This is a genomic window from Methylobacterium sp. J-026 (assembly GCF_022829585.1).
GTDB lineage: Bacteria > Pseudomonadota > Alphaproteobacteria > Rhizobiales > Beijerinckiaceae > Methylobacterium.
The window spans coordinates 1-283 of the sequence record NZ_JAKSYC010000262.1; the positions used below are offsets into that span (position 1 = coordinate 1).

Annotated in this window: 1 pseudogene; it reads right to left on the minus strand. The window is 72.8% G+C overall.

Annotated features, from left to right (window positions below):
• Positions 1-283 (minus strand): annotated as a pseudogene (locus tag MKK69_RS22185) (hypothetical protein); the annotation flags it as partial.

The following is a 283-nucleotide window of genomic DNA, read 5'->3' on the forward strand; positions in this document are numbered from 1 at the left end:
ACGGAGGCGACCGTCGGATCGGGCACCGTGTCGGCGAACACCGTCGCCCTTGTGCCGGCGCTGGCCAGCCGTTCGAGCAGCGCCTCCACGCGGCCGCTGCCGGCGAGGTAGGGGTCGGTGACCACGAAGGGCCGCGACAGGGCCCTCTCCCGACCCTCGCTGACGCGAGGGCCACCCTCCCCCGCAGAGGGGGGAGGGAGATCGCGCGGTGTCGGCCAGATCAGCGCCGTGGTCTCGGCGAGATCGCCCACGTAATTGTGCGACAGCCGGAACAGCACCGGGT